General features: G+C 61.4%; 5 protein-coding genes and 3 pseudogenes. 5 read left to right on the forward strand and 3 right to left on the reverse strand.

Annotated features, from left to right (window positions below; all coding sequences use genetic code 11):
• The 5 genes and pseudogenes from BLR51_RS28380 to BLR51_RS27590 all read left to right on the forward strand — a co-directional run.
• Positions 1-357, forward strand: a pseudogene (locus BLR51_RS28380) (DDE-type integrase/transposase/recombinase); the annotation flags it as partial.
• Positions 358-921 (forward strand): annotated as a pseudogene (locus BLR51_RS28385) (DDE-type integrase/transposase/recombinase); the annotation flags it as partial.
• Positions 922-994: 73 nt separating this feature from the next.
• Positions 995-1,150, forward strand: a complete 156-nt coding sequence (locus BLR51_RS27930; RefSeq protein ID WP_165616963.1) for a hypothetical protein — start codon at positions 995-997, stop codon at positions 1,148-1,150.
• A 402-nt stretch (positions 1,151-1,552) separates the two neighbouring features.
• The gene (locus tag BLR51_RS27585; RefSeq protein ID WP_131821913.1) at positions 1,553-2,017 is read left to right on the forward strand and encodes a hypothetical protein; all 465 of its coding nucleotides are present in this window, start codon (positions 1,553-1,555) and stop codon (positions 2,015-2,017) included.
• Positions 2,018-2,056: 39 nt separating this feature from the next.
• The gene (locus BLR51_RS27590; RefSeq protein WP_131821914.1) at positions 2,057-2,383 is read left to right on the forward strand and encodes a hypothetical protein; all 327 of its coding nucleotides are present in this window, start codon (positions 2,057-2,059) and stop codon (positions 2,381-2,383) included.
• A 313-nt stretch (positions 2,384-2,696) separates the two neighbouring features.
• On the opposite strand, the gene BLR51_RS26600 is transcribed toward BLR51_RS27590, so the two are convergent.
• From BLR51_RS26600 to BLR51_RS26605, 3 genes and pseudogenes are all read right to left on the reverse strand, one after another.
• The gene (locus BLR51_RS26600; protein WP_242656862.1) at positions 2,697-3,281 is read right to left on the reverse strand and encodes an NYN domain-containing protein; all 585 of its coding nucleotides are present in this window, start codon (positions 3,279-3,281) and stop codon (positions 2,697-2,699) included.
• A gap of 77 nt (positions 3,282-3,358) precedes the next feature.
• Positions 3,359-3,580, reverse strand: a complete 222-nt coding sequence (locus BLR51_RS27595; RefSeq protein ID WP_131821915.1) for a hypothetical protein — start codon at positions 3,578-3,580, stop codon at positions 3,359-3,361.
• A 447-nt stretch (positions 3,581-4,027) separates the two neighbouring features.
• Positions 4,028-4,318, reverse strand: a pseudogene (locus BLR51_RS26605) (IS110 family transposase); the annotation flags it as partial.
• Positions 4,319-4,506 lie beyond the last annotated feature (188 nt).

Consider the following 4,506-nt stretch of genomic DNA (forward strand, 5'->3'; position numbering starts at 1 on the left):
TTCACCTATATCTGGACCGCCGAGGGCTGGCTGTATGTCGCGGTCGTGCTGGACCTGTTTTCGCGGCGCGCCGTCGGCTGGTCCATGAAGGCCGACCGGGATGCGTCACTGGTCATGGATGCGCTGATGATGGCGGTCTGGCGACGTGGAAAGGCCGACGCGCTTCTCCATCATTCCGATCAGGGGTCGCAATACACCAGTGAGCAGTTTCAGAGGCTTCTTGCCGACAACAGCATCACCTGCTCGATGAGCCGGGCCGGAAACGTCTGGGACAATTCTGCGATGGAGAGCTTCTTCTCCTCGCTGAAGACCGAACGGATCGCCCGCAAGGTCTACCGCAACCTTCTGCTGGCTCGCAGATATACCGAGCGGCCGGAACTGACTCATGAGGGCAAGGTGGTGACGATGCGCTCGAACATCCGCTGGTGCTCGGATGGATTCGAGTTCACTTGCTGGAACGGCGAGATCGTCCGGGGCGCGTTCATCATCGACGCCCACGACCGGGAGATCATCTCCTGGCGAGCCGTGGTGAACGCAGGCATCAGTGGCTCGGACATCCGCGACATGATGCTGGAGGCAGTCGAGCGCCGGTTCGGAACCTACAGGGCGCATCATCCGGTCGAAATGCTGAGCGATAACGGCTCCCCTTACATCGCCAGGGAGACACGCATTTTTGCCCGTCAGCTCGGCCTGAAGCCCTGCTTCACGCCGGTGAAGAGCCCGCAGAGCAATGGCATCTCAGAGGCGTTCGTGAAGACGCTGAAGCGCGACTACGTTCACGTCACGCCGCTCCCGGATGCCGCCACAGTCCTCGAATTGATCGCCGGGTGGTTCGAGGACTACAATGACAACCACCCGCACTCAAGGCTGAAGATGCGCTCGCCTCGCGAGTTCATCGCAGCTCAAACCGCAACTGCCTGAGTGTCCGGCGAAACGGGGGCAAGACCACCCCAGCATGACACGAAATCCATAGTCAGAGGTGGCTCACTTCTCGATGGAAAACCCGGCTCAGTTCTGGCTGGAAATCAACACCGCGACATACAAGCCTTGCCCGGAGGCGCCGCTCGGGAATTTCCACACTCTTCACGACACCACCCGCGGCAACATCTCCCGGCTTTTCAGTGAAGTTGATCACCCTGATCGCGCCTGACAAGCGGATTGGGGCGGAAATTCCTCCCTCCAGCGCGAGACTGGGACCTGATACGGGGCTGCAGCGTGACAAAATGCCGTGCCGCGGCAAGGCGGCCGAGGCAATCATGGTCTACTACTATCAATTACTGCATCTTGGTGCTTGATCTGGTGCCCGGAGTACGCCACGACTCCGGGCACATCTTGGAGTCTTTCCGGAACCGGTGCACCGCCGCGTCGGAATTTCCTTTGAAATCAAAGGGGCTTGGCCGCGCGGAGGGCCCCCTACCGCCGGAGCCAAATTACCCTCTAAGCCCTTGATACTCAAGGCACAGGCTGAATTTGGCAAGTACAGTGTCACACAGCACTGTAGCCCAAGTTCCTGAAATGCGGGTCGCTCGTCTCCAATCCTGGAGGCCGCACCTTGGCGACCATCCCCTATCTCCTGCAGCGCGGCTTCACCTGGAGCTGGCGTCGGCGCGTGCCCGAGTTTTCCAAAAAAACCAGCCACTGGCAGCTGTCTCTGCGCACCACGGGCCACTCGCGCGCGTGGATCACCGCACGTAGACTGACCCACGCCTACGACCGTATGCCTGATGCGATCACAGATGGAAAACTGACTCCCGCCCAGGCCAAGGCCTGGCTGACCTCGGTTGTGCGCAGAGAGCTCGACCGTATCGAGCGTCAGCGTAGGGCCTGCCGGATGGATCCGGTCGGCTCGCGGGAAGAAGACCGCCGCCTCGACTGGGCGACGGCGCGTGCCTGGAGGCAATTGGCAGTGTCAGGCTTGCACCCGGACTTGTCAGAGCGGGCCCGTCGTGAGGTTCTAGAAAAAAACAGGACCGAAGCCGGTCCCAGCCTGACACAGGCACGACCCCTCGGATCCTAAATTCTCAGTGGAGCGCCCGCCAGAACAGAGGACGACCTCGTGCCGAGGATTGCCACGCAAACTGCGACACGGCTCGAGACTCCTGTTTCCGCCCAGGCAGCCATCGAAGCCACGTCACAGTTCACCTTCGCCCCCGACCTCATGGCGGTCGTCGGATGGATCAACTCCGAACGGGACCGCGATCACGTCAAGGAAGATCCCCGCAAGCAGCTCGCCTCAAAGGCGCGCCTGTTCGTGAACGCGACGGGCATCTGCCGATGTCACGTCGAGAACCCGGCGTCATCTCAAGCTCTGCAAGTCGGTGCCGCAACGCCTGCCGAAGAGCTACGGGAAAAGCGCGAAGGATGCAGACCGGAGCCTCGATGACCTCCTTGCCAAGTCAGAAGAGCTGCCCGCGAATAGGGTCGGATTGTCCCGACGCAAGGTCAACGGGCAGCCGGTTGCTGCCGGTCGTTCCTCGCGCAGCAAACTGCGGGCTGCCACTGGTCAGGAACCGTCCGGAGCCTTCCCTGACGCATCAGCGTCACATCCCCGGAACTTTGGAGGTGACTGGCGTTCGACCTCCCCACCCGCGCGGTAGACACCGGCGGACTGGGCTGAGAATCGTCGGCGCTCCGTTTTGCATGGCTGTCAGATAGCCACCTGGCACTTCGAATGTCGCCAAGATGGATTTCTGACATTAGCGCGGCGGATCGTCGGGCAGGTTCAACCAGAGTCGTCCCGCGCGATAGCCGCCCCTCACCAAGTAGCCGTTCTCGGCCACCTCTGGATGCTGGTCAGTCCAGTCTCGATAGCGATCATTGCTCACGACCCGGGCCTTATGATCCCGCGCAGCCGCAAGAATGACCCCGTCTGCAGGCGTGCCCCTAGCGACAACCGTCACCCGGTCGCGGCGCAGGCCCAGAAGCTTCGCCAGAGCCAAGCCATCCAGATAGCGATCGGACAGCTTGTATCCGACATTCGCATCAAACACGACGCCAGGTGCATAGCCCTGTGCGCTCAGGAACTGAATGGTGTCCTTGACTGCGGCGATGTCCGGGCCCGCGCCCTTCCAGTGCATGATGTTGGACCCGTCAAGGATGATCCAAGGCTTCGTCGCGCTCCGCGAGATCCCTCTGTTCCAGAGCGCCCTGAGAAGAAGGATCAAGCTGGCAATCACGCAGGGAACCGCCAGCAGCAGCAGGTCCAGAAGCCCCGGAACAAGCAGCCCCACAAGCAGCCCCGCGCAGGAGACGATAAATATGAATAGCAGTACGAACATCATCGTTCTCCTTTTCCGCGGAGAAGACTACGGCAGACGCGGCTGAGCAACAGGTAGTCTCACCAACCAGCAGCGGTCGCTCAAACCCGCTGCAGCGGCGGGCGCGACGCGGCCCGAAGCTGCCGGTCGACAAGAGCGCAGCGGCAGGCGTACCAAACCCAAAGCGATGACAGGACCATCTCCAGCCGTCTTCGATCCGGATCCACACCGCGTGCCAGTTGCGACGCAAATTCTGCGATCTCCTCGATTTCGATCCATGACGTGCAGTCATCGCCTTCGCTGCGGCGCAGCACTCGTGTCATAGGGTCTGTCACCAGCCCATGACGGGCGAAGACGGTGAACGCGACCGGCTGCTTGCTGGGGCCGCTGGATGCCGCGCCAGATCAAGGTCTGGCGCGCCGGGCTTGATCATATCGAAAGGCCGCGCGTCGCTGCCGAGCTCAACTCTTTCAGACAGACCCGGGGTGAGATCCGCCGCAATGGCCGTGGGACATGTCTGTCCGGCGAAAGACATACCTTGACGGAGCGAGAATTTCAGCACCAGAACCGCATTCCGAAAGCGCGGCGCCTGCTACGATCAATCCAGAGTGAATCCTGTTCCGGGACCATCAGGGCCGGGCTGCGGGATCCGTCACCAGCCTCACGGCCTCGATCTTGAACTCGCGGCTGAACTTCCGTCTCGTCATATCCACTCTCCAGTTCATGGGTCACGATCTTATCTTCGTGTCCACGAAACCGGCAGCAGCTCACATCGCCTCGGCATCGGCCTGGTCGGTCTTTCCTCGCCGGACGTAGGGTTTGACGTAGGACGGCGGCATTAGCCGGACGTCATGGCCGAACTTGCCCAACTCGCGTGCCCAGTGATGAGCCCCGGCACAGGCCTCCATTCCGATCAGGCAGGGCGCAAGCCGCTGGAAGAAGTCGAGCATCTGGCTGCGCCGCAGCTGCCGCCGCACAACAATCACGCCTTCGGCATCGACGCCGTGGATCTGAAAAACGGACTTGGCGAGATCAACGCCGACCGTGGTAATATCTGTCATGGATGGCTCCCTTCAGGGTTGGTTTTGACAGCACCCAATGTGGCACAATGCGATGCCGGGAGCGGGAGCCATCCACTCCATCAATGGCGCGACATGGCTCGATCCCAGCCGGCGGCGGGATTGCAGAACTCGGGCTCGAAGACATAGTGGTTCGCCATGGCAAGGAAGCGGATGTTGACCTGCCGCTC

It is taken from the genome of Salipiger marinus (genome assembly GCF_900100085.1).
Lineage (GTDB): Bacteria > Pseudomonadota > Alphaproteobacteria > Rhodobacterales > Rhodobacteraceae > Salipiger > Salipiger marinus.